Consider the following 22,589-nt stretch of genomic DNA (forward strand, 5'->3'; position numbering starts at 1 on the left):
TGTTCTTTATTTTCCAGTGTTTTAGTTCATGCCAAAAATAATGATTTTATACCGTATCCTTTTATATCATTATACATACACCGAATTTAAATTGAACTTCATGCTTTCTTAAAATTGTAAATACAGTAATATGACAATGGATTGTTTCAGGGAAAAGTGAGTATGATGGCTCCTTGCATATTAGCAGGGAGCTTGTAGCTAATATCAGTACCTCGATCGGCAAATCACGGAGCTTTTAGGTACAAACAGGAAGCTCGGAGGTTCAAACACCCATCTTTGAGGTGGGGAGGGGTACCTCTGAGGTGGAGTACCCTACCTCGAAGGTACCCTATTCAATAATTCTGAGAAAGAAGTAGAAGTCTAATGATTCTACAAAATCCTTTAACTCGCAACAATACTAAATTTTCGACGAACACAGGGGTGAAACATCACAAAACACTGAAAACAAGCAAATAATACATTTTCCTTTTCACTACTTCAGCTTTTTCCGTAACCAGGCTCTTACCGGTTCATCGTACCACTTTAAACTTACATATGCCAACACGATAGCTCCTGTAAAAGTAAGCAGTGCATTTGGCAAAGCCTGCCACAATGTAACGCCACTGTGATTGCTCACCCATGCCACGTAAAAGTAAACAAGCACATAATGTGTCATGTATAAGGGATAAGAAAGATCCCCAAATAACTTACAAATTTTATTTGCCATTTGTTTATGCACCACACCTCCCGCACCGAAATATACAATTACAGGAAAGACGATGATGATGCAAAAAGCTTCATACAAACCATTCATCCAAAGATGTTCTTCACCGCCTATTCTTGGCATGAGCAAAACAACCGCAAGCAGCAGACTACACCAAAAGAAAGCATTTTTGATGTAAGTAGGCTTCGCTACCCGAGATAAAAGCAAACCTGCAAAAAATGGGAATAAGGTACGTGTTATTCCAATACGCATGTGTTCAACATTAAGTGTCCAGCCACCGGCAACGTCTCCATTCGGACTAGTAACAGCAAGATGCAAAAGTAATGCACCTGTCAGTACGACAAAGAAAGCCATTGCCTTATTCGATAATTTCCTTAGCCCCAGCGCGTAGAGAATATTCGCTATATACTCGAAAAATAATGACCAGCCAACACTATTGAGAGGATGCATTTCCTGCCAGCCACGTATATCCATAGAAAGTGGTATGGGTATTATCGTATATCCTATCAGCATTACAATGATCATCTTCCACACCGGAACAGTATGAATAAGTGGCCAGATCGTTGAATCAGTAAAATAAAAGCCAATAGCGCCAAGCGTCATGCCCAATACAACGAGTGGTTGCAGCCGCTCGAACCGGCGCCGAAGAAAGCTGCCGATGGTTATTTTGTTCCATCTGTCGTCGTAGGCATAACCAATTACAAAGCCGGAGAGGAGAAAGAAAAAATCAACTGCCAGGTAACCATGGTTCACAACATTGTCAAGGTGTCCAGTGGCTAACGGTTCGGTAAGGTGAAAAAACACCACGATAATAGCTGCTACTCCCCGAAGTCCATCCAATATTAGATAATGCGGTTTTGTGGCAAGTTTGGTATTGTCCATATAGAGAATAGATATGTATACGGTGTTTCCAGATACTGTGACCAACCGTAAATTTTCGTCCCCAAAAATAGTATAAAATTTCATCTGGAAGCAATAGAAATCAATCCGATTTCCGGAGAAATTGCACCTGCTCCGGAGGATTTCATCGTAAGGTTATTATTCTATTGGGAAACGAGATACGATCATGCACCAGCATGATTAGGTGCTCAAAATCTTGTACAGATATAACTTAAAGTTGAAAATTGTAGACAGAGAGTCTAAATGCCGGGAATAAGTCTCTATTTAAGCGTTTTCACATTGCTTAAATTATCTTCCTAGTTCCAATAAATTCTTTTCATTTATTCCCTTCATGTAATAACAGGAAACCAAATGATAGAGTGTTTTATATTTAGACAACTAATATTCGAGTAAAGATTTTATTGCTTGATAGTAGCTCCTCCCACTTGTAATTTTACTTTGACTGTAATCATCAAGGAGTAGGACAAAGCGATTGTTAAAATGTTTCCTGATTTCCTTCAAAAGGTTTTTATTAATGAGATACGATTTGTGTACCCGAATAAAATATGCAGGCAATTTATCTTCCATCTTTTTTAAACTCGAATCTAAAACATATGATTTGGCGTGTTTGGTAACGATAGTCACATACTTTTCATTGGCCTGGAAATAAGAGACTTCGTCCAATCGAACAAAAATCACCCTATCGCCCACCTTTACAGGAATCGATGTGGCTTCTTTCCTAGCGTATTCCTGATTGAATTGTTCAATGAGATTATTCAGGTTAATTTTAGAACTGTCCCCATTAAATTGGTTCAGTTTGACAATGGTTTTTGCAAATCTTTCTTTAGTTAGCGGTTTTACCAAATAGTCGATGCAATTGGTATCGAAAGCTTCCAACGCAAATTCGTCATAAGCCGTGCAAAAAATAACTTTGGGCAAGTAGTCAAGTTTCTTTAGAACATCAAATCCACTGACTTCTGGCATCTGTATATCCAGAAAAATAAACTCCGGCCTCATACGGTTTATTTTCGTAATAGCATCTTCGCCGTTTTCAGCTTCTCCAATGATCTCAAACTTTTCAGGATATTCTGAAATCATTGACTTTAAACGCAAGCGTGCCAAGGGTTCGTCGTCAATAATAATTGTTTTATAAGGTTGGTTGTTTTTCATAGTTTAAGCTGATTGTTCAGAATAATATTAACGTTTTTATTCGCGCCGTTTTCCCAATTGATAATGGCATCATTTCCATAAATAATATCCAGTTTATCGTGCAAGTTTTGAAGACCGTAACCACTTACTGGTTCTGCCGGAAAATCGGGACCGTTGTCAAAAATCGAAATCGATAAATCCTTTTCTTGCTGTTTTACTTCAACTGCTATTTTACCTCTACTTTTTATTTTTGACAGACCGTGTTTTATTGCATTTTCAACAAGTGGCTGAATCAAAAATTTTGGAATCATCTTTTCCAGCGTATTTTCATCAGCATTTATCTCATACTCAAGTTTACTTCCAAAACGTATCTTTTCTATTTCCAGGTATTTCTTAACCATTTCCAGTTCTTCGTCAACAGAAACATAGGTTTTGTTTTCCTTGTTGATTGAGTACCTGAAAAGCTCTGAAAGACCAGTAGCCATACTTTCTGTTTTGTCTGCATCAACATGGGCTAAGCTAGCAATAGAATTTAGCGAGTTATACAAAAAATGTGGGTTAATTCGCGAATGCAATGCATCTAACTCTGCTTGATTTTTGAGCTCTTTCATTTTGGCAAACTCCACATCTTTTTGGTTCACCATGCTTTGTATACGATAATTTATAAAATTGTAGAAAACCCGTATTGCAGCAATGAAAATAATGAGAAACAGCCATGATGAATTATCGCTCCAGAAATAACCAAGTGAAAGTATGGGAAGCGATAAAAAAGACGATAATAAACTATACAGTAAGATCAAAACCACTGGAACTATAGAAGCTGAAGAAATTGTAGTTAAAAGGATGTAAGCCTGTTTCCCCGCAAAATTATTTATCCTTTTAAGAACCTTAGATTCTGCATAATAGATAAATACCAGAACCATCAATGCAAAAATGACAGTTATTAAAAAATTAGCTATAAAAACAACTGGCCTGGTTATTAATAAAAGTGAAAGATCTCCGGATATTTTGGCAGCTGAAAAGAAAAAGGGAAGTATTAAAAGGATTATCGTTCTTTGTTTTATGTACAAGAAAAGGCAGGGATTCTCCTTCCTTTTAGATTCCTTTGAGAGGAAAAATAGAAACCCAAATAGCAGCAAAATGGCTTTTAGCGCATACGAAAAATTCGTTATTCTTTGCTGATACCTCAAATTTAAATAAAACTCGTAGCCAAATTCCTCGACTATTCTTTCTTTCAGCTGTTTATAGAAATCCTGGGAGTATAACTTTTTTAGTAGGTCTTTGTCTACTTCATTAAATTCAACCTCTGATTGTTGAAGTAAATTGACAGCAGCAAAAACACCGCCATATCCAGTGCTTCCATATTGTGGTGCGTAAAGCTTTGTCAAGTTTCGAATAGTAAAGAAATAAATTCGTGCAACCGATTCTTTGTCAGTGAAAGATCCGGGAAAACCAAGTTCAACATAAACCTTTACAATCTTTGAGCCGGAAGTAACCTGGCTGTAATTGGCAGATACCCCAGGCTCCTGTACAATCGTTAGTCTGAAGTTGGGATCTGTATCTACCATCTTTATCTTAACGGTTTCAAGCAGTTCGTTTAGCTCAGAAATCATCTGCGTAAAAATGGCTGAATCCTGATAGTTTTTCGCACCGATAATTTTAAAACGAATATCATCTTCAAACCGATAAGCTTTTGCATTTTCTCCATTAAATAATCTTTCCCGAATTACATTCCAGGTCGTTTTTTCGTAAGGTTTTACATCTTGTGCATATGAAATATGTATTGTAGTCAATAATGTGAAAAGGATAAATAACAACTGTTTCATAATTTCTTGGTTTAAGTTTTAGGTCAAATAAACAGTGTTGTCATCTGATAATTTAGCTTTTTCCGATGAAGTGTCGAATTTAGGTAGTATTCTGTTTGGTTTACAAAGTTTAGGTGATATTTCTTTCCCTGTAAAGTTCATTAATCCCCATCGACACCCTTTCATCCAATACCGTGGCAATTAACCGATGTTTCCACTCAGCAAAGCTTATACATTTTCCCCGGCAAACTCATCACCATTCCTTTAAATTCAAGATCCAGCAAAATGGAAGAAACCTTGCCCATTGGGAGTTGGCATTGCTGGCAAAGCTGATCGATAAAAAGCTCGCCTTCTTTTAATTCATCAGTTATCAATTCCTCTTCATGGCTTAACTCAACAAACAGTTGCCTTTGTATTTTCCGGGGCTTATCAACTTCTGGTTGCCACGACATAAAATACTCCAGATCTTGCAAATTCTCAATTAAGGTCGCTTTGTTTTGCTTAATCAACTGATTGCATCCCCTGGAGTAAGTATCCGATGCTCTGCCTGGAAATGCAAATACATCGCGGTTGTAGGAGTCGGCAATATCTGCAGTCACCAAAGCTCCACCCTTTTCTGCCGACTCTACAACAATCGTTGCATCACACAACCCGGCAATAATGCGGTTGCGACGAAGAAAGTTTTGACGATCAATTTTTGTCTCGCTAATAAAATCAGTCAGCAATCCACCATCTTCCAGCATTTTTTGTGCGGTTGATTTATGCAGACTTGGATACAAACGATCCAGGCCGTGCCCTAAAACGCCAATGGTTGGGATCTCATATTTCAAGCAGGCTTTATGCGTAATCACGTCTATTCCATAAGCCAGCCCACTAACCACGCAATATCCACTACGCTCAGCCATGGCGTTGATAAGCGAATCGCAACATTCCTGACCATAGGTTGTAGCATTTCGGGTTCCCACAACTGCAACCATTTGCCGCTTATTCAAATTCACATTTCCCTTGGAATACAACAACAAAGGCGCATCTGCACATCTTTTTAACCGATAGGGATAATCTTCATCTAAATAAAAATAAGTCTGTAACTGATACTTCTCTATGAATTTTACTTCTTCCTCGGCACGGGAAAGCACATCCGACTGGGCAATTTTTTTCGCAGTTATTACTCCAATCCCCGGAACTTTCTTTAGGTTATTTTCCTTTTCCTGGAAAATACCTTCCACACTGCCGATATAAGCAATGAGGTTTTTAGCATTCACACAGCCAATACCCGGTATTAGAGATAACGCTATTTGATACTGAAGAATATTGATTTTGTTCATCGCCAGGGGTTTGCCATAAAATTAAGGAATTCCCCGTAAACAGAAAAGCTTATTTTACCCTTTCCATGCTTTCCAAGTCTGATAAAATTGCCTGAATCTGCTTTTTACTAAGTGCTGACAAACTAATTTCAGGGTATTCGGCAATTCCTTTGGCGGTTTTTATAGCAACAACTAAATCAGAAAACAAGAAAGTCTTTTTAATTTCAGCATGGTAAAGCATCTTCTTATTAAACTCAACCGAGCTGTACTCTTTGCCGAAAAACGCGATTAGTGGGTAATAGCGAATAATCAGATCGTCTCCATCCGAAGAGTAATAGAAATAATTGAGGCTAACCAATTGAGAAAACACAATGACTAAAACCAATACGCCACCGGTAATTATGGCTTCCAAATCCATTTCCTTCCACACAAAAAACAAAACCACTAAAAGTATAATTACCAATAACAGATTGAATGTTCTCTTAATTTTTTTCGACCTTTTTTGATTTGAAAGTTCCATAAAGCATTATTGATTCGTAAATAATCCCGGCAAATATGTTTTGATTTGAAAGGGCTGCCAAAAATATTTTAACTTTGCCAGCACCAAAATACAAAGTAATGGCTGTTTCAAAAATACACTCAAATATTATCTTTTCCCAACAGATTGAAGCGGAACTTGAAAAGATTGTCGACAAGTTTCCGATGGGAAAAGTGTTTTTATTAACCGAAGAAACCCCAAAAAAATTATGTTTAACGCTGATTGAAAATCTCGTAAATGAGAAAAACATTCAAACGATAACTATTGAAGGGGGCGAAACCAACAAATCAGTAAAATCGGTTGAGAAAGTTTGGCAATTCCTCTCTGAGAAAGGTGCCGACCGAAAATCGCTATTGATTAATATTGGTGGAGGAATGCTGACTGACCTGGGTGGATTTGTAGCGTCAACTTTCAAGCGGGGAATGGCATTTGTAAATATCCCTACTACTTTGCTGTCTCAGGTTGATGCGTCTTTGGGTGGCAAAACCGGGATTAACTTTAACGGTTTAAAAAATGAAATTGGTGTATTTAATGAACCGGATGCGGTTATTATCAACACAAACTTCCTGAAAACCATTGACTATGAAAATTTCCTTTCAGGCTTTGCCGAAATGCTGAAACATGGATTAATAAAAAGTAAGGAGCACTGGGACGAGTTGATGGATTACGATTTGAATAATATTGACTACGATTCATTGCAGGAAGTAATTTCTCATTCAGTAGCGGTTAAAGATTGGCACGTACAAAATGACTTGACCGAGAAGAATATCCGTAAAGCATTAAACTTTGGTCATACTGCCGGGCATGCATTTGAAAGTTATGCGCTTCATGAAGGCAAACCAATCTTACATGGACATGCTGTTGTTTACGGAATGATTGTGGAACTTTTTCTTTCAGCTAAAATGTGTGGATTAGCACAAACTGAGTTGGCAAGCATTTCGAAATGGTTGCTGGATGTGTATGGTAAATTTGAAATTCAGACCGCTGATTACGATGCATTATATGAATTAATGACACACGATAAAAAGAATGAGGGAAGCCGGATTAATTTCACCTTAATACCAGAAATTGGTCGGGTAGAAATTAACCAGGATTGTTCCAAGGAATTGATTGTTGAAGCGTTGGATTTCTACCGAAGTCTTTAAATTTAATCTTGGCTCTTTGTTCCTAATTCCTGACTCTAATTGCAAATTATGAAATTTACCCTTTCAAAGACAGATAAAACCATCAAGGGAAGTATCAACCTTCCTTCATCTAAAAGTATTGCCAACCGTGCACTGATTATTAATGCACTTAGCTACAGTCCGAACGAGATTGAAAATCTTTCGGATAGTGACGATACAAAAGTGATGCAAAAAGTGCTGACTTCAAATACCAATCATTTTGACATTGGACATGCGGGAACAGCCATGCGCTTTTTAACCGCTTTTCTGGCTCAGATTGTTGGTGAATGGACGATTACCGGATCAGAGCGAATGAAGCAACGCCCTATTAGTATTTTAGTAGATGCATTAATCGAATTGGGAGCGAAAATTGAATACCTCGAAGAAGAAGGTTTTCCGCCCTTAAAAATCTGGGGATCCAAACTGAAAGGGAAGATATTGGAATTAGATGGAAGTATAAGTAGTCAGTATATTTCTGCCTTGTTAATGATTGCGCCAACAGTTGAGAATGGTTTGACTTTACGCCTCAAGAACAAAATTACCTCCAGAAGCTACATTGAATTGACTTTAAAATTAATGAAGCAATTTGGTATTCGTTATGCATGGAAGGGAAATGAAATCCGCATTGAAGAACAAACGTATCGTCCCAAGCAATTTGTAGTTGAAGCTGATTGGTCGGGTGCTTCCTATTGGTATCAATTGGCTACCCTTGCTGATGAAGCAGAAGTGGAACTTAAAAATCTGCGACTGATGAGCCTGCAGGGTGATTGTGAGATTGCCGGTTGGTTTAAACAATTTGGTGTGGACAGCAAAGCAACCAATGATGGCGTAGTCATAAGTAAGACCGAAAATATTCAACCGGATCATTTGCAACTGAATTTTATTGAAAATCCGGATGTGGCGCAAACTATGGCTGTTTTATGCGTTATGAAAAAAGTACCGTTCCATTTTACTGGATTGGAAACCTTAAAAATAAAGGAAACAGATCGCATTGCAGCTCTCCAAAATGAGTTGGCAAAATTTGGTGTTCAGATTATAGAACCCAAGCATGGGGAACTAAAATGGGATGGTTCATTTACTCTCACTAAGGAAGACTTGCCCTGCATTGCTACTTATCACGATCACCGCATGGCACTGGCATTCGCTCCTGCTGCTATGTTTACCAAACTTGAAATTGATGAACCGATGGTAGTCACTAAATCGTATCCGAATTATTACGAGGATTTAAAGCAGGTTGGGTTTACTGTAAATGAATAAAATTAGTATGAAACTAAACATTCTAATATTCCAAGCTTTATTTTTTGCATTTTTTCTCATTGCATGTAATCAAAAAAAAAGCTCTAAATGTGAACTATTAGAAATAAAACCGAATAGTATTGTTTTTTATTACCCCGATGAACAAAAAATTGACTCGCTGATCAAACTTAATAATGGTGAATCTAACATAGAAGAATCATTAAGTGATTTCTCAAATTATATATCTGAAATAATAGATCTATATCACGACTCAAGTTTAACTATACAAATTTCAAATAATCGTTATTTTTCCGTAAACGATTCAGTTATCGACAGAAATGACTTAAATAGCGATTTCGGAATAATTATATCTGGTAATAAAAATAATCTTTCGATTCATAAGGGTATTATGACTGATCTAGATTATATGCAAATTATTGAAGAGAATAAATAATTTATCGCTTCTCCTGAAAAAAAGCAGTCATTAAATCGGCACAATCTTCAGCCATCACACCACTCACCACTTCTGTTTTGGGATGAAGTGCTTTAGGTGCAAATTTGGAGAAACCCCGCTTTTCATCTTTTGCCCCATAAACTAATTTACCAAGTTGTGACCAACCAAGTGCCCCGGCACACATTACGCATGGCTCCAAAGTAACATATAAGGTACATTCATTCAAATATTTTCCCCCCATTAAATTGGCGGCAGCAGTTATAGCCTGCATCTCTGCATGAGCGGTTACATCAGTAAGTGTTTCGGTAAGATTATGGGCACGTGCGATAATTCGGTTTTGAGCAACCACCACAGCACCCACTGGGACTTCTCCCTCGTCATAGGCCAATCGCGCTTCCTGAAAAGCCTTCTTCATAAAATACTCATCATTAAATGGCTCCATCTTGCGAAATCATTTTTGAATTAATGACAAACCTACCAATTTAATTGCTAAAATCTGCTTATTTTTGCAGGCAAACAAAAAAACAAACGATACTATGTACAGAACGCACACATGTGGTGAACTGCGCCTCGAAAATCAAGGAAATGATACAACGCTAGCTGGCTGGGTACAACGCAAACGCGAATTAGGTGGAATGACTTTTGTCGATCTTCGTGATCGCTATGGAATTACACAGTTGGTTTTTGATGAAAATTCATCACCCGAAATTACGGAGAAATTAAAGAAGCTGGGACGTGAATTCGTAATTCAGGCAAGTGGAACTGTTCGTGAACGTAGTAGCAAAAATAAAAATATCCCTACCGGTGAGATCGAAATTGATGTAAAAGAGTTGAAAGTATTGAGTCCATCTGCGGTGCCTCCTTTTACCATCGAAGACGAAAGCGACGGTGGAGATGATATCCGTATGAAGTATCGTTACCTGGATTTACGGCGTAATCCAGTACGGGAAAACCTTGTGCTTCGATCAAAAATGGGACACGCAATTCGTTCATACCTGAATGATCAGGAATTCATAGAAACGGAGACTCCGGTTTTGATAAAATCAACTCCAGAAGGTGCACGTGATTTTGTGGTTCCATCGCGCATGAACCCTGGTGAATTTTACGCATTGCCACAATCGCCTCAAGTGTTTAAACAGCTGTTAATGGTTGCTGGTTTTGACCGTTATTACCAGATTGTAAAATGTTTCCGTGACGAAGATTTGCGTGCTGACCGCCAACCAGAGTTTACTCAGATTGACTGTGAAATGGCCTTTGTTGAGCAAGACGATATTCTTTCAACTTTTGAAGGACTTACCAAATATTTATTCAGGACAGTTAAAAATGTCGAGATTGAAGATTTTCCACGAATGCCTTACAGCGAAGCCATGGAAAATTATGGTTCAGATAAACCTGATACACGCTTCGAAATGCTTATTAAGAATATTAGCGATGTTGTAAAAGGAAAAGGTTTTAAAGTATTTGACGACGCTGAATTTGTTGGTGGTATTTGTGCAGAAGGATGCGCTGATTTTACACGTAAACAGCTAGATGAGTTGACTAATTGGGTTAAACGTCCACAAATTGGAGCCAAAGGCTTGGTTTACGTAAAATGCAACGAAGACGGTACGTTCAAATCGTCAGTTGATAAATTCTACTCACAAGAAGATTTAAAGGAATGGGTAGAGGCATTTGGAGCAAAAGTAGGCGATTTACTGCTGGTTTTATCTGGTGACAAGTCAGATATGCTTGATGCAATTGGCGAACTTCGATTAGAGATGGGAAATCGTCTTGGACTGAGGGATAAAAACACCTTCAAACCACTTTGGGTCGTTGATTTTCCATTATTGGAATGGGATGAAGATAGTAATCGTTTTCATGCAATGCACCATCCGTTTACTTCTCCAAAACCGGAAGATTTAGAGCTTTTAGAAACCGATCCAGGAAAAGTCAGAGCAAATGCGTATGACCTGGTAATTAATGGCGTTGAAATCGGTGGGGGTTCTGTAAGAATCTTCAATTCAGAATTACAATCAAGAATGTTTGACTTGCTTGGTTTCACCAAAGAAGAAGCTGAGTCTCAATTCGGATTTCTGATGAGCGCCTTTAAATATGGTGCACCTCCTCATGCTGGTATCGCCTTTGGATTCGACCGTTTGGTATCTTTATTTGCAGGACTGGACAGTATCAGAGACACCATTGCATTCCCTAAAAACAATTCAGGACGTGACGTGATGATCGATTCTCCATCCACTATTGCCGATGCACAATTGGAAGAGTTGAATTTAAAACTTGATCTTAAAGAAGAATAGTTCACTTATATTATACAGAGAAAGGGGAGTCAATTGGCTCCCCTTTCTTGTTTCAAATTAGTTGTTCTATTAAAGAAAATCTTCTCTCACAGGATTGAAACTGTCAACCAATCTGGCCGTCTCGCTCAATAGTTGAATAGTATGGTCTTTTCCTGATGGTACAGCAAACATATCCCCTACTTTAAGCTTTACCGGTTCCTCCCCTTCGCGGAAAAGTATAATCTCCCCTTCTGCAACGTACGAAGTTTGTTCATGAGGATGATTGTGTGGAGGCTCTGGCTCTTCCCATGGGCCGCCTGTGAAATCTACTAAAACAGTCATTAAGTTATTCGTTTGAATAATTTTCCTTTTAAGCCCTTTTCGAACATTCTCGTATGGTACCTGATCAAACTTAAGTATTGTCATAGTGAATATGTTTAAATGAAAAAAGGGAAACCACTATGTGATTTCCCTTTCAAATATAATAGAAATTGTATTATTCTCTTTCTACTGCTTTTCTAGAAGAGTAGTTAATGTGCAGAGCTGCAGCTTTACGCAGTTCTTGCTTAATATCGGTTACGATACCCATTTTTGTATACTCGTCTACTTTTAGAGATGTAATCATAAATGGCACCTCTGCTTCTTCTCTGGCTTCACGCTCACTAGTAATATAGTCAGGAATGTCAGAAACTTTAGCAAATTGGTCATTTAACTGAATACGAGGTTCTGACCCAAATACTCTTTGGAATTGTTGATGAGGAGTTCCAACATAAATATAACTCACCAACGATTTCTTTTCTAATTTCGATAATTCTGTTGCTTCCGGAACAGTAACTTTTACCATTAAAGTTACCTCGCGCATAGTTGTACTAACCATGAAGAAGAAAAGCAACATAAAAACGATATCAGGCAAAGAAGCAGTTGAAATTGGAGGAAGCTCTTTAGCTCCACTTTTTCTAAATTTAGACATACTATTTTCCTCCTACTTTTTTGGGTTCAGCTTCAGAGATCCTTGAAGGATAAATATCCTGAATCGCATCTCTTTGATCTTTATCAAGCTTACTAAATGACTTACCAAACTTTTGTTTAGAAAGTTCCTCTCGAAGCTCATTAATGGCTCCAACCAACTCGTTTTGTACAGCGATATAGGTTCCATATTGTGTTCCTACATCATTTCGTAAAGAGATAACCCCTTTTGTTACCGGTATTTCTCCAAAATAAGGAATTTCCTTTGGAGCTTTTTCTGGTAATGTTTCATCATCATAAGGGTTTGCCATAAATTCTTTGGCTTTCTCACGAAGATCTTCAACGCGCATAGGTTCACCTTCAACCAAAAGTTGGTTATTGGCATTCACCAAAACCACAAAAACGTTACGTTCTTTGATTGGAGGGGTATCATCATCCTCTTGCTCTTCAGGTGGCATAGGAGGAAGTCGACGTTCAAGACCGCTGTCAACATCCATTGTAGTCGTCACCAGGAAAAAGATAAGCAACATGAAGGCAATATCTGCCAATGACGCTGCTGGTATTTCGGGTATTTTTTTTGACATAGTTAAATTTTTTCCTGTGTTAAAACCACTTTGAATTATTTAAAAACACGAGAGACTGAAGAAACAACAGTAGCAACAATTGCTAATAAAAGCAAGATGTATGTCGCATACAATGTTGTATCAATCCACTTAGAAATTGAATTCGTCAGTGAACCGTCAGCAATGAACTTTTCAACCCCGTAAAATTCAGGTAACGCATCAGTTGATAATGCATAGGAAATAGCCAAAACCACTCCAGCAAAAACCAACGCCATTAACCCTTTTTTTGCGGCGTCCTTATCAGTAAATGTATGTAACAGTGCGAATACAATAGCCACCACCGCACTAATACCTAAAAGAAGGTAAGACCATGTGATGTTTGTATTGATCCAGGCATTCATGGTTGGATCAGCATCATTCTCACTGATATTAGCCATCATAGACACAACCAGAAAAGCTGACACTGCCAAAAGTACCCATAACATAATGGTTAATACTTTGTCAAGTTTCATAAATTATTTTTTAAGGTTGTGTTTTACTAGAATGTCAATCAATGAAATAGAAGCATCTTCCATGCTGTTAATGATACTATCAATTTTTGCAACACAATAGTTGTAGAAAATCTGTAAGATAATCGCAACAACAAGACCAGATACAGTTGTAATCAATGCTACTTTAATACCACCAGCTACCAAAGACGGGCTAATATCACCAGCAACTTCAATTGCATCGAATGCAGAGATCATACCGATTACAGTACCCATGAACCCAAGCATAGGAGCAAGAGCGATAAATAATGAAATCCAGCTTAATCCTTTTTCAAGTAAACCTGCTTGAACACCACCATAAGAAACAACTGTTTTTTCTACAACATCCAAACCTTCTTCAGAACGGTCAAGACCTTGATAGAAAATACTTGCTACTGGTCCGCGAGTGTTACGGCAAATTTCTTTTGCTGCTTCAATTCCGCCATTGTCAAGAGCTTCTTCTACATTAAGTAATAATTTCTTAGTGTTTGTTGTAGAAAGGTTCAAATAAATAACTCTTTCTAAAGCCATTGCAAGACCTAAAATCAAAGTAATCAAAACGAAAGACATGAAAGTTGCACCACCTTCAATGAACTTTTGTTTCAACTGGCTGTGTAGTGATTTTCCTTCTTCTGCTGCAGCTGCTTGTTCTTCTTCAACGTCGGCGGCCATTACAGCTTCCTCAGCGGCAGGTGTAGTTTCTTCTGCTACTTCAGTTGTTGCCGCATCAGATTGATCCTGAGCAACTACATTGTTGGACGCTCCGAAATAAAGCATCCCAAGAACTGCTATAAACGCAAATAGTTTTTTCATCATTGGTTTTAATTTTAATTAGTAAATCTCCTTAATTTTTTAGTTTGTTATATCAAGTTTGTAATAATATTCATTAAAAAAACAGTATAATCTATTCTTAATCTTAGTAAACTCTTCATACCCCAGTGTTGTTAAATGTCAACGAATATTGAAAAGTTTTTGACTTGAAATCGTGTCACTTTACCAAAATTCATCAATAATCAAGGCCTATTCAAATTTGTAAAGAACGAATATCCAACATCAGTTCATATCCTTTATCAGTAATCTTTTCTGTCAATCAAAAACATTCAGATCATCTGATTTTACAGTTTATATGTCGAGTGGCAGTTTAAAGATCAACACTTTTCAACTGCACAAAACCTATCAATATCAACAAAATAAGAACTCCCCTGCGGAGAGAGAGGGATTCGAACCCTCGGTACCCTTTCGGGGTACACACGCTTTCCAGGCGTGCCAGTTCAGCCACTCCTGCACCTCTCCAATCGATTCTGCCCCCAGAATTTTCAGGGCTGCAAAATACAAAAAAAATGTGAAAAAAAAATAAGCTATTCACTTATTTCCCCACTCAAATTTTTATGTAAATGCATCTTAATATCCTCATGGTTCAAACCTTGTCCTAAAAGAAACATCAACTTGGTAACAGCCGCTTCTGTAGTCATGTCTTTACCACTTACAACTCCCGCTTCCAACAATTCTTTGCTTACCAAATATTGCCCCATTTTCACAGCTCCACCCTGACATTGAGTAACATTCAAAAATATCACTTTTCTCCGAATTGCTCTTTTGATTGAGCGGATCAACCATTGAGAGGTAGGTACGTTTCCCGATCCAAAGGTTTCCAAAACAACTCCTTTCAATCCGGGAATATTCAAAATACTTTCAAAGACCGCTTTACTCATTCCTGGAAACAATTTCAGAACTACTACATTTTCATCAAAGCGAGTTCGAACTTCCAGAATACCTTTATTTGCCTGATAAAATATATTTTCAGTAAAATACTTAATATCAACTCCTGCTTTTGCTAACAACGGATAATTAACGGAATCAAATACACTAAAATGATCAGCATGCCTTTTAATTACCCTGTTCCCCCTGTAAAGTTTATTATCAAAATAGACACAAACTTCCGGAACAATAGTCATGCCATTTTTCTGTGCAGCAGCTATTTCTATCGAAGTTATCAAATTTTCCTTCCCGTCAGTTCGAAAAATCCCGATAGGTAACTGGGAACCAGTCATCACAATCGGCTTGTCCAAATTCTCAAGCATATAGCTTAAAGCAGAAGATGTATAGGCCATTGTATCTGTTCCGTGCAAAATCACAAAACCATCAAATCTATTGTAATTTCGATGAATGGTTTTAGCTAATTTGGCCCAAACCTTTGGATTCATGTCTGAAGAATCAATTGGAGGATTAAATGCAATTGTTTCCAACAAATATCCCAGCCGGTTCAATTCGGGCACTTCATCCATAATCTGATCAAACTTTACAGGGCTTAGCATCCCTTGCTCATTTTTTTGAACCATACCAATGGTACCGCCAGTATAAATCAGTAAAATAGAAGGTTTATTCACAGTTTAGATTCATTAGAAACACAAAGGTAAGTAAAGCAAAAGTTATATGCCGAATAATTTGGTAGCATTTTCAGTAGTTATTCTGGCAACTTCATCAATAGATATTTGATGTAAGTCAGCAACCTTTTGAGCGATATAAATAATGTTAGCACTTTCATTTCGTTTTCCACGATTTGGTGCTGGCGTTAAATACGGAGAATCTGTTTCAAGAATCATATGACTGAGGTCGACATCTTGTAATACCTTATCTAAGCCAGAATTCTTAAACGTAACAATTCCTCCAACTCCCAATTTAAATCCGAGATCAATTATTTTATCCGCCTGTTCTTTAGTGCCAGTAAAACTATGAAACACGCCCTGCAAATCAGCAGTCTTCTCCATCATCAAGATTTCATATACTTCATCAAACGACTCACGAACATGAATAACAACCGGAATTTTATACTTCGTAGCTAATCTCAATTGATAGGTAAATGCCGTTTGCTGTTCCTCCAAAAAACGTGTCTCCCAATACAAATCGATGCCAATTTCTCCAATCCCATAAAACTTCCGTTTAGTAAGCCAGTACTCCACCAATGTCAGCTCTTCTTCATAATCTTCAGTAACTGAAGTTGGATGTAATCCCATTAAAGGAAAGCAAATCTGTGGGTAACTGTCGACCAAATCGAGCATCTTTTTCACCGACGAACTGTCAATATTTGGTAGTACTATTTTTCGTACCCCATTTTCATATGCGTGATTGATAACTTCATCAATATCACTATTAAAATCTTCTGAATATATGTGTGAATGTGTATCTATTAACATCGAAAAAAATTTGAATCAAAGAAAACATTTTTGGTTTAGCTGACCTAAAATAGAATATTATCTAATTGATAATTCCATAAAAAACCGGAAAAGATCCTGATGATCCTTTCCGGTTATATTACTTGATTTTGTTTAACTATTCAATTGATAAAAAATCGGCAATATTACAATTTATCAGACAACTCCCTGCGCTAACATTGCATCTGCAACCTTAACGAATCCACCAACATTTGCGCCTTTCACATAGTTGATTCTACTTCCATTCTTTCCATGTTTTACACAAGTATCATGAATTTCACGCATGATGATATGCAAACGTTTGTCAACCTCTTCCCGAGTCCAATTCAATCGCTGACTATTTTGTGTCATCTCTAATCCGGACACTGCCACACCTCCGGCATTAACCGCTTTCCCGGGGGCATAATGTAAGTTTTCAATTAAATACTCAACAGCATCTGCTGTACATCCCATATTCGACGCTTCAGCCAAAAGGAAACATCCATTTTGAACTAACAATTTGGCATCGTCCAAATCAACTTCGTTCTGTGTGGCACAAGGGATGGCTATATCAACCGGAACCTCCCAAGGTTTCCTATCAGAGAAGAATTCAACATTAAATTCCTGGGCATAAGGCTCCACAATATCATTATTGGTTGCTCTTAATTCAAGCAAGTATTCAACTTTCTCATCCTTGATTCCGTCAGGATCATAAACATACCCATCAGGACCTGAGATTGTCACTACCTTACCACCAAGCTCATTGATTTTAGAAATTGCTCCCCAGGCAACATTCCCAAAGCCTGAAACACTAAATGTATGTCCCGCAATATCTTTCCCCAAATTTTCAAGCATATGATGAACAAAATAGACTGCGCCAAAACCTGTTGCTTCCGGGCGAATTAAACTACCTCCCCAAGCTAACCCTTTTCCTGTAAGAACGCCTGTAAATTCATTTCGAATGCGCTTATATTGCCCAAATAAATAGCCAATTTCACGGCCACCAACGCCAATATCACCGGCTGGCACGTCTGTATTTGGTCCAATATGACGCTGCAACTCAGTCATAAAACTTTGACAAAAGCGCATTATCTCGTTGTCAGTTTTCCCTTTCGGACTGAAATCAGAACCTCCTTTACCTCCACCCATCGGCAAAGTTGTTAGACTGTTCTTAAATGTTTGTTCAAATCCTAAAAACTTTAAAATTGATAGTGTAACTGTAGGGTGAAAACGAAGTCCACCTTTATACGGGCCTAATGCAGAATTAAACTCAACCCGGTATCCACGGTTTATTTGCACTTCTCCCTGATCATCAATCCACGGAACGCGAAACATGATAACGCGCTCAGGCTCTACCATTCGTTCCAAAATTTTGGCCTTTTGATACCTGGGATTACGCTGATAAACCTCCCAAATAGATTCAACTACTTCCTGCACAGCCTGATGAAATTCTCTTTCGCCAGGAGTTTTAGCCTCTAAGGCTTCGATAAAATCATTAATATTGTTGCTCATCTTGCTCTTTTTGATTCAAAATGATTTGTATTTGTCAAACAAAGGAAGCGACGAAAATACACCTAAAAACTGATTTTATTCCAAGTCTGCTGAAGAAGTCAAATGTTTAAAAACAGAAACAAAAGAAAAGCAAATTGAGCGACGAATAGTATCCATTTAATAATTAACTAGTAAACGTAATCCTTCAATTTAATTCACAATAAAAGCATGAACCAAGATGATTCATGCTTTTTCGTAGTTGAATAGTATCCCCTATTTAAACTGACTTAGACAATTCCCTGAGCCATCATTGCTGTTGCTACTTTTACAAATCCTGCGATATTGGCACCATCAACATAATTCACCCATCCATTGGGATGCGTACCATATTGAATGCACATCGCATGAATGCTCTTCATAATAGTATGCAAACGGGTATCAACTTCCTCTCGAGTCCAATTTAATCGCATGCTATTTTGCGCCATTTCCAATCCAGATACGGCAACCCCACCAGCATTGGCAGCTTTGCCCGGAGCAAATAATATTTGTGCCTGATGAAATTCATGAACGGCTTCTGGGGTACAGGGCATATTCGCTCCTTCAGACACTACCTGGCAACCTCCTTTCAACAATGCTTCTGCATCATTTCCATCTAATTCATTTTCAGTTGCACAAGGCAGAGCCACTTCACAAGCAATCCCCCAAGGACGCTTTCCAGCGTAATACTCACACCCATACTTCTCTGCATACTCCTTAATCCTTCCCCGCTGAACATTTTTTAACTCCATTACATAATCCAGTTTTTCCCGATCAATGCCATCCGGATCATATATAGAACCTGAAGAATCAGACATAGTAACCACCTTTCCTCCCAATTCCAAAACCTTTTCAGCAGCGTATTGGGCTACATTACCAGAACCTGATATTGCTACTGTTTTACCTTGAAACGACTCTCCTTTTCCCTTCATCATTTCCTCAGCAAAATAAACAGCACCATACCCAGTAGCTTCTGGACGAATCAAGCTTCCGCCCCATTCCAAACCTTTCCCAGTCAACACGCCGGTAAATTCATTTCTCAGTCTTTTGTATTGGCCAAATAAAAAGCCAATTTCTCGACCACCAACCCCAATATCACCTGCAGGAACATCCGTATTCGGACCAATATGCCTTTGTAATTCAGTCATAAAACTTTGACAAAATCGCATCACTTCCGAATCGGTTTTATTTTTTGGATCAAAATCAGAGCCTCCCTTGCCACCCCCCATTGGCAAACTGGTCAGGCTGTTTTTAAAAACCTGCTCAAAAGCTAAAAATTTCAAAATACTCATATTTACAGTTGGGTGAAATCGCAAGCCTCCTTTATAAGGACCAATTGCTGAATTCATCTCAATTCTGAATCCACGATTTACATGTATGTTTCCTTTGTCATCAACCCAGGGAACTCTAAACTGAATAACTCTTTCGGGCTCAACCAGACGTTCCAATATTTTCGATTTCAAAAACCGTGGATTGCCTAGCAGAAAAGGTGCTAACGACTCAACTACCTCGTGAACCGCCTGGTGAAACTCACCTTGGTATGGGTCTCTGGCTTTTACGTAAGCCATAAATTCCTCGATAAATTGATCTTTAGTCTTAACCATGTTGAAGTTTTTTATTTTAACTATAAGTTCCTAAATATAAGCGTGTTTTACAAGCTGTTCTTTAACAGTAAGAAAATATCTTCAAATGGAATTTATAAACCAGAAACTTGATCCAAAGGCTATCACATTCGCTTTTTCAGCGAGCAAACCGTGATGGCTTAATCTTTAATAGCTGCTTTTTTAAAGTGGATGCTTTGTTGTATTTTTACACCCTCAATTAAATAATTAAAAATGAAACAAGCAGAAATCCACACCAGTAAAGGAGTAATGAAAGTAGAATTTTATGAAAACGACGCTCCCGGAACTGTTGAAAATTTTATCAAGTTATCAAAAGATGGCTTCTACGATGGGTTGACATTCCATCGGGTCATTCCAAATTTCGTTATTCAGGGAGGATGTCCTGATGGAACAGGAGCAGGTGGCCCCGGATATAGTATCAAGTGCGAATTAGATGGTGACAACCAATATCATGACAGAGGTGTTTTATCAATGGCTCACGCTGGAAGAGACACTGGTGGCTCTCAATTTTTTATTTGCCACAGTCGTGAGAATACTGCTCACCTCGACCGCAGACACACTTGTTTTGGGAAAGTTTTCGAAGGTCTTGAAGTAATCGACGACATTCGCCAGGGAGATGAGATTGAAAAGATTGTAATTATTGAAGAATAATACTGCAACTTTATAATTAGATAAGCGATAGGATTGGGTTTTTCCAATCCTATTAAAATAACTATTTATGCTAGGAGGTGGAGCCATAGCAGCCATGATGCAATCATTGCGAAGCAACCGAAACCTTATTAAAGAACGGCACAATAAACATCAGGCTTTTGAAAAGAATGGGAAATTGCTGCATAAAAAGCTTCAATACAAACAGGTATCTCCCAGGCAAACAGAACTATTCATCCAAAAGATAAAAGCGAGAAAGAAAAAAGAAAAGCAAATCCGGGTTGTCATCTGGGTAATTGCAATCGTCCTGGTGGCAATTACGATCTATTTTATCTCCATCTAAATTCCAAATAAAGTACCACTCCATTAATCTTTTAAGTTTATTCAGCTGTTACTACACTCAAAGTAATAGTTGTATGAAAAAGAAAAACTGGCAAATAAAGCTGGGCATCTTCCTTATGATTTTTAGTGGTGTTTTTTTCGCATTAACCATATTAGTTCCTTTTATGGAACTAGAAACCAACCAAAAGGTATTTTGGTCATCGGCAAGTTTCATCGCAATGGAAGTAGTTTTTTGGATCGGTGGATTAATCGTAGGGAAAGAGCTTTTCACAAAATACAAAGCCCGACTCAACCCGGTTAATTGGTTTAAAGAAAAGAACAAAAAGAAGAATTACTAAACTTCTTTAGCTGGCCGAACTAAAATAACAATTAAGAGAAACATCAAAACAGCAGCACCTGCCCCGGCGATAAAAGCTGAAGATATTCCGCCTAAAGCATAAAAAATTCCTATTAAAAGTGGACCAACAGTTTGTCCGACACGCAAAACCATCGCATTTAGCGACATAAATGCTGCACGTTCCTGAATGGAAGCCAATCCAACCAACATATTCTGAATCGACGGAATTAAGATCCCATGTCCCAGTCCAAATAATACAATAGCAATCAGGGTTCCTTCCCATCCCATCGTGAATGCAAGAAATAACATGGAAAGAAAATATAAACCCGTTGAAATCATTAATTGCTGCCTGGGGGCGATCACTTTATTTATTCGAAATAATTGAGAGGAAGTCAAAGCAGTAACCATCGACATTAATGACATGGTTCCCCCAATGATGACAGAATCAGCTTCGAAACGATTCTCCAAGAGCAATGGGAAATACGTTAGGTATGCTCCGTAAAGAATGACAAACAATAAGATATTGGCAAAAAACAGCCCCCAAACAATTGGACGATTAATGGTGCGCCAAACATTTCCAAAATACTCTTTCAACCCACGATGATTTTGAGGTTCGGGATTGTTCAATCCATAAATTACCCATATACCTAGCGGAATTGCGAGCACAGGCAAAACAAACACATACGACCAGCCAAAAACGGTAAGCAAACCTCCTATTGCCGGATAAGATGCAGTTCCAATGCTCAACACACTCGCATTATACCCCATCGCCGAAGTTCGTTGCTCTCCCGAGAACATATCACCAATCAATGTAATATTAATACTTGCCAACGAACTGGCGCCAACTCCCTGCACAAAACGAAGTACCAGCAGCCATTCATAATCACGGATAAAAGCACAAGACAAACCTGCTATCCCAAAAATAAATAAGGAAGGAACCAATATGATCTTTCTCCCTAAGCGATCAGCCAGCACTCCCGTAACAGGAGTTAAAAAGATACCCGGCAAAGTAAATGAAGCAATTAACCAACCTACCTGCTGAGCTGTAATATCAAAATACTTGATGATAGTCGGAAATGCTGGAGTTATACTTGCAACTCCCATTACTGCAACCAGGGTGGTGCTAAAAATTATATACAGACTTCTGCTTTTGAATATAGACTGATTGCCACTCATGAAGATTCCATTTTAGGGGAATAAATGTAAGTATATTAAGAAAACGGACAAAGGATATACAATGTTCTGGCATAAAAACGGAACCATCATCTAAAGGACTTTGACAATGTTCGGATCACAGATCATATGCTTGAACCGCGTCACGCCCCTTATACTTCATTGAAGTTTGACGGCTTTTCGCTTTCTGTT

23 protein-coding genes and 1 tRNA gene are annotated in these 22,589 nt (G+C 38.1%); 7 read left to right on the plus strand and 17 right to left on the minus strand.

Annotated features, from left to right (window positions below; genetic code table 11):
* Positions 1-472 precede the first annotated feature (472 nt).
* From ACUNWD_RS07675 to ACUNWD_RS07695, 5 genes are all read right to left on the minus strand, one after another.
* Entirely contained in the window at positions 473-1,630 is a 1,158-nt protein-coding gene (locus ACUNWD_RS07675; protein ID WP_445587208.1) for an acyltransferase family protein, read from the minus strand.
* A 351-nt stretch (positions 1,631-1,981) separates the two neighbouring features.
* Complete coding sequence (locus ACUNWD_RS07680; RefSeq protein ID WP_445587209.1) at positions 1,982-2,752, minus strand: LytR/AlgR family response regulator transcription factor; 771 nt, start codon at positions 2,750-2,752, stop codon at positions 1,982-1,984.
* Complete coding sequence (locus ACUNWD_RS07685; RefSeq protein ID WP_445587210.1) at positions 2,749-4,557, minus strand: sensor histidine kinase; 1,809 nt, start codon at positions 4,555-4,557, stop codon at positions 2,749-2,751. Before ACUNWD_RS07685 ends, ACUNWD_RS07680 begins: the two co-directional genes overlap by 4 nt.
* Before the next feature lie 197 nt (positions 4,558-4,754).
* Positions 4,755-5,861: a DNA-processing protein DprA gene (gene dprA, locus ACUNWD_RS07690; RefSeq protein WP_445587211.1), complete on the minus strand. Its 1,107-nt coding sequence runs from the start codon at positions 5,859-5,861 to the stop codon at positions 4,755-4,757.
* Positions 5,862-5,910: 49 nt separating this feature from the next.
* Positions 5,911-6,360, minus strand: a complete 450-nt coding sequence (locus ACUNWD_RS07695; protein WP_445587212.1) for a hypothetical protein — start codon at positions 6,358-6,360, stop codon at positions 5,911-5,913.
* Between the two features lie 98 nt (positions 6,361-6,458).
* On the opposite strand from ACUNWD_RS07695, the gene aroB reads away from it, so the two are divergent.
* The 3 genes from aroB to ACUNWD_RS07710 are packed head-to-tail and all read left to right on the plus strand — an operon-like array spanning position 6,459 to position 9,231.
* On the plus strand, positions 6,459-7,523 hold the full coding sequence (gene aroB / locus ACUNWD_RS07700) for a 3-dehydroquinate synthase (RefSeq protein ID WP_445587213.1): 1,065 nt from the start codon (positions 6,459-6,461) through the stop codon (positions 7,521-7,523).
* A 48-nt stretch (positions 7,524-7,571) separates the two neighbouring features.
* On the plus strand, positions 7,572-8,798 hold the full coding sequence (locus tag ACUNWD_RS07705; RefSeq protein ID WP_445587214.1) for a 3-phosphoshikimate 1-carboxyvinyltransferase: 1,227 nt from the start codon (positions 7,572-7,574) through the stop codon (positions 8,796-8,798).
* 7 nt (positions 8,799-8,805) lie between these two features.
* A complete protein-coding gene (locus ACUNWD_RS07710) occupies positions 8,806-9,231 on the plus strand; it encodes a hypothetical protein (RefSeq protein WP_445587215.1) in 426 nt (141 codons plus the stop codon).
* 1 nt (position 9,232) lies between these two features.
* Here ACUNWD_RS07710 and ACUNWD_RS07715 read toward each other — a convergent pair whose 3' ends face one another.
* On the minus strand, positions 9,233-9,673 hold the full coding sequence (locus tag ACUNWD_RS07715) for a nucleoside deaminase (RefSeq protein WP_445587216.1): 441 nt from the start codon (positions 9,671-9,673) through the stop codon (positions 9,233-9,235).
* 94 nt (positions 9,674-9,767) lie between these two features.
* Between ACUNWD_RS07715 and aspS the strand changes: the two genes are divergently transcribed.
* Positions 9,768-11,522, plus strand: a complete 1,755-nt coding sequence (gene aspS / locus ACUNWD_RS07720; RefSeq protein ID WP_445587217.1) for an aspartate--tRNA ligase — start codon at positions 9,768-9,770, stop codon at positions 11,520-11,522.
* A 69-nt stretch (positions 11,523-11,591) separates the two neighbouring features.
* Here the strand turns inward: aspS and ACUNWD_RS07725 are convergent, their stop codons facing one another.
* The 10 genes from ACUNWD_RS07725 to gdhA (ACUNWD_RS07770) all read right to left on the minus strand — a co-directional run bounded on the left by ACUNWD_RS07725 (position 11,592) and on the right by gdhA (ACUNWD_RS07770) (position 19,879).
* Positions 11,592-11,927 carry a cupin domain-containing protein gene (locus tag ACUNWD_RS07725; protein ID WP_445587218.1) on the minus strand — a complete coding sequence of 112 codons (336 nt, stop codon included), beginning with the start codon at positions 11,925-11,927 and terminating at the stop codon, positions 11,592-11,594.
* A 70-nt stretch (positions 11,928-11,997) separates the two neighbouring features.
* Positions 11,998-12,471 carry an ExbD/TolR family protein gene (locus ACUNWD_RS07730; protein ID WP_445587219.1) on the minus strand — a complete coding sequence of 158 codons (474 nt, stop codon included), beginning with the start codon at positions 12,469-12,471 and terminating at the stop codon, positions 11,998-12,000.
* Between the two features lies 1 nt (position 12,472).
* Positions 12,473-13,051: a biopolymer transporter ExbD gene (locus ACUNWD_RS07735; RefSeq protein WP_445587220.1), complete on the minus strand. Its 579-nt coding sequence runs from the start codon at positions 13,049-13,051 to the stop codon at positions 12,473-12,475.
* A gap of 35 nt (positions 13,052-13,086) precedes the next feature.
* Positions 13,087-13,542, minus strand: a complete 456-nt coding sequence (locus ACUNWD_RS07740; RefSeq protein ID WP_445587221.1) for a hypothetical protein — start codon at positions 13,540-13,542, stop codon at positions 13,087-13,089.
* A gap of 3 nt (positions 13,543-13,545) precedes the next feature.
* Positions 13,546-14,373 (minus strand): MotA/TolQ/ExbB proton channel family protein, encoded by an 828-nt coding sequence (locus tag ACUNWD_RS07745; RefSeq protein WP_445587222.1) that lies wholly within the window; start codon positions 14,371-14,373, stop codon positions 13,546-13,548.
* A gap of 389 nt (positions 14,374-14,762) precedes the next feature.
* Positions 14,763-14,850: transfer RNA gene (locus ACUNWD_RS07750), tRNA-Ser, on the minus strand.
* A gap of 65 nt (positions 14,851-14,915) precedes the next feature.
* Complete coding sequence (locus tag ACUNWD_RS07755; RefSeq protein WP_445587223.1) at positions 14,916-15,944, minus strand: asparaginase; 1,029 nt, start codon at positions 15,942-15,944, stop codon at positions 14,916-14,918.
* A gap of 42 nt (positions 15,945-15,986) precedes the next feature.
* Complete coding sequence (locus ACUNWD_RS07760; RefSeq protein WP_445587224.1) at positions 15,987-16,751, minus strand: TatD family hydrolase; 765 nt, start codon at positions 16,749-16,751, stop codon at positions 15,987-15,989.
* Positions 16,752-16,925: 174 nt separating this feature from the next.
* Positions 16,926-18,260, minus strand: a complete 1,335-nt coding sequence (gene gdhA, locus ACUNWD_RS07765) for an NADP-specific glutamate dehydrogenase (protein WP_445587225.1) — start codon at positions 18,258-18,260, stop codon at positions 16,926-16,928.
* Between the two features lie 266 nt (positions 18,261-18,526).
* Positions 18,527-19,879, minus strand: coding sequence for an NADP-specific glutamate dehydrogenase (gene gdhA, locus ACUNWD_RS07770; protein WP_445587226.1), 1,353 nt, complete (start codon positions 19,877-19,879; stop codon positions 18,527-18,529).
* A 231-nt stretch (positions 19,880-20,110) separates the two neighbouring features.
* Between gdhA (ACUNWD_RS07770) and ACUNWD_RS07775 the strand changes: the two genes are divergently transcribed.
* The 3 genes from ACUNWD_RS07775 (at position 20,111) to ACUNWD_RS07785 (ending at position 21,225) form a co-directional block, all read left to right on the plus strand.
* Positions 20,111-20,548: a peptidylprolyl isomerase gene (locus ACUNWD_RS07775; protein WP_445587227.1), complete on the plus strand. Its 438-nt coding sequence runs from the start codon at positions 20,111-20,113 to the stop codon at positions 20,546-20,548.
* 67 nt (positions 20,549-20,615) lie between these two features.
* Positions 20,616-20,888, plus strand: a complete 273-nt coding sequence (locus ACUNWD_RS07780) for a hypothetical protein (protein WP_445587228.1) — start codon at positions 20,616-20,618, stop codon at positions 20,886-20,888.
* 73 nt (positions 20,889-20,961) lie between these two features.
* Positions 20,962-21,225 carry a transporter suffix domain-containing protein gene (locus ACUNWD_RS07785; protein ID WP_445587229.1) on the plus strand — a complete coding sequence of 88 codons (264 nt, stop codon included), beginning with the start codon at positions 20,962-20,964 and terminating at the stop codon, positions 21,223-21,225.
* On the opposite strand, the gene ACUNWD_RS07790 is transcribed toward ACUNWD_RS07785, so the two are convergent.
* The gene (locus tag ACUNWD_RS07790; RefSeq protein ID WP_445587230.1) at positions 21,222-22,400 is read right to left on the minus strand and encodes an MFS transporter; all 1,179 of its coding nucleotides are present in this window, start codon (positions 22,398-22,400) and stop codon (positions 21,222-21,224) included. The two genes, ACUNWD_RS07785 and ACUNWD_RS07790, sit on opposite strands and share 4 nt — an antisense overlap.
* Positions 22,401-22,589 lie beyond the last annotated feature (189 nt).

This window comes from Sunxiuqinia sp. A32 (genome assembly GCF_052690465.1).

Bases quoted from the DNA above. Each gene is read 5' to 3' on its own strand.
- ACUNWD_RS07680 (WP_445587209.1), bottom strand. From the start codon at position 2,752: ATGAAAAACAACCAACCTTATAAAACAATTATTATTGACGACGAACCC.
- ACUNWD_RS07685 (WP_445587210.1), bottom strand. From the start codon at position 4,557: ATGAAACAGTTGTTATTTATCCTTTTCACATTATTGACTACAATACAT.
- dprA (WP_445587211.1), bottom strand. From the start codon at position 5,861: ATGAACAAAATCAATATTCTTCAGTATCAAATAGCGTTATCTCTAATA.
- ACUNWD_RS07695 (WP_445587212.1), bottom strand. From the start codon at position 6,360: ATGGAACTTTCAAATCAAAAAAGGTCGAAAAAAATTAAGAGAACATTC.
- aroB (WP_445587213.1), top strand. From the start codon at position 6,459: ATGGCTGTTTCAAAAATACACTCAAATATTATCTTTTCCCAACAGATT.
- ACUNWD_RS07705 (WP_445587214.1), top strand. From the start codon at position 7,572: ATGAAATTTACCCTTTCAAAGACAGATAAAACCATCAAGGGAAGTATC.
- ACUNWD_RS07710 (WP_445587215.1), top strand. From the start codon at position 8,806: ATGAAACTAAACATTCTAATATTCCAAGCTTTATTTTTTGCATTTTTT.
- ACUNWD_RS07715 (WP_445587216.1), bottom strand. From the start codon at position 9,673: ATGGAGCCATTTAATGATGAGTATTTTATGAAGAAGGCTTTTCAGGAA.
- aspS (WP_445587217.1), top strand. From the start codon at position 9,768: ATGTACAGAACGCACACATGTGGTGAACTGCGCCTCGAAAATCAAGGA.
- ACUNWD_RS07725 (WP_445587218.1), bottom strand. From the start codon at position 11,927: ATGACAATACTTAAGTTTGATCAGGTACCATACGAGAATGTTCGAAAA.
- ACUNWD_RS07730 (WP_445587219.1), bottom strand. From the start codon at position 12,471: ATGTCTAAATTTAGAAAAAGTGGAGCTAAAGAGCTTCCTCCAATTTCA.
- ACUNWD_RS07735 (WP_445587220.1), bottom strand. From the start codon at position 13,051: ATGTCAAAAAAAATACCCGAAATACCAGCAGCGTCATTGGCAGATATT.
- ACUNWD_RS07740 (WP_445587221.1), bottom strand. From the start codon at position 13,542: ATGAAACTTGACAAAGTATTAACCATTATGTTATGGGTACTTTTGGCA.
- ACUNWD_RS07745 (WP_445587222.1), bottom strand. From the start codon at position 14,373: ATGATGAAAAAACTATTTGCGTTTATAGCAGTTCTTGGGATGCTTTAT.
- ACUNWD_RS07760 (WP_445587224.1), bottom strand. From the start codon at position 16,751: ATGTTAATAGATACACATTCACACATATATTCAGAAGATTTTAATAGT.
- gdhA (WP_445587225.1), bottom strand. From the start codon at position 18,260: ATGAGCAACAATATTAATGATTTTATCGAAGCCTTAGAGGCTAAAACT.
- gdhA (WP_445587226.1), bottom strand. From the start codon at position 19,879: ATGGTTAAGACTAAAGATCAATTTATCGAGGAATTTATGGCTTACGTA.
- ACUNWD_RS07775 (WP_445587227.1), top strand. From the start codon at position 20,111: ATGAAACAAGCAGAAATCCACACCAGTAAAGGAGTAATGAAAGTAGAA.
- ACUNWD_RS07780 (WP_445587228.1), top strand. From the start codon at position 20,616: ATGCTAGGAGGTGGAGCCATAGCAGCCATGATGCAATCATTGCGAAGC.
- ACUNWD_RS07785 (WP_445587229.1), top strand. From the start codon at position 20,962: ATGAAAAAGAAAAACTGGCAAATAAAGCTGGGCATCTTCCTTATGATT.
- ACUNWD_RS07790 (WP_445587230.1), bottom strand. From the start codon at position 22,400: ATGAGTGGCAATCAGTCTATATTCAAAAGCAGAAGTCTGTATATAATT.